This is a genomic window from Actinoplanes sp. NPDC051633 (genome assembly GCF_040681735.1).
Taxonomy (GTDB): domain Bacteria; phylum Actinomycetota; class Actinomycetes; order Mycobacteriales; family Micromonosporaceae; genus Actinoplanes.
The window spans coordinates 1-1023 of record NZ_JBFAZH010001848.1; the positions used below are offsets into that span (position 1 = coordinate 1).

1 pseudogene is annotated in these 1023 nt (G+C 72.2%); it reads left to right on the forward strand.

Annotated features, from left to right (window positions below):
* Positions 1–1023 (forward strand): annotated as a pseudogene (locus AB0M20_RS45630) (xylan 1,4-beta-xylosidase); the annotation flags it as partial.

The window sequence follows — 1023 nt, forward strand, 5'->3', positions numbered from 1 at the left end:
CTGGGCTACCGGCCCGTCGTCGAGCTCGGCTTCATGCCGCCCGACCTGGCCCGCGACCCGTCGCAGACGGTGTTCGCATACCGCGGCGTCATCTCTCCCCCACGCGACTACGAAGCCTGGACCGCCCGCGTCCGCGACTTCGTGCGGCACCTGATCGACCGCTACGGCCTCGACGAGGTGCGGCACTGGATGTTCGAGGTGTGGAACGAGGCCAACCTGTCCGTGTTCTGGTCCGGCACCCCGGCCGAGTACTGGCAGCTCTACGACGTCACGGCCCGCACCCTCAAGGAGATCGACCCGGACCTGATCATCGGCGGGCCCGGCTCCGCGGCGGTCGGCTGGATCTCCGAACAGGCCGGCCGGGACGCGCCGGTCGACTTCCTGTCCACCCACGTCTACGGCACTCCACCGCTGGACCTGCGGCCTCTCGCCAAGGGCCGGCCGCTGCTGTGGACCGAGTGGGGCATCACCGCCACCCACGGGCACCCGATCAACGACACGGTGTTCGCCGCGACGTTCCTGCTGCGCGGGATGCGGTCGGCCGCCGGGCGGGTCGAGGCGCTCGCCCCGTGGGTGGTGTCGGACCACTTCGAGGAACTGGGCCGGCCGCAGCGTTTCCTGCACGGCGGATTCGGGCTGCTCACCGTCGGGAACCTGGCCAAGCCGAAATACTGGGCGCTGCGGCTGCTGGACCGGCTCGGCGACGCCGAGCTGCCCGTGACGCTCTCCGGCGACGGCGCCGGAAGCCTGGTCGAGGCATGGGCCGGCGCATCCGGCGAGACCCGCAGCCTGCTGCTCTGGAACGGCACCCTCGACCAGTCCAAGATGGACGGCTCGGCCGCGCTCGACCGGCTGGTCACCGCAGTGGTGACCGGCCTCGACGCGGGCCGGTCCTACGAGGCGCGGATCTGGCGGATCGACGGGCTGCACGGCAACATCGCCGCCCGCTGGGCCGCCCTGGGCGGCGACGCCGACTGGCCAGACGACGAGCAGTGGCTCGCCCTGGCCGCCGAGGACCACCTC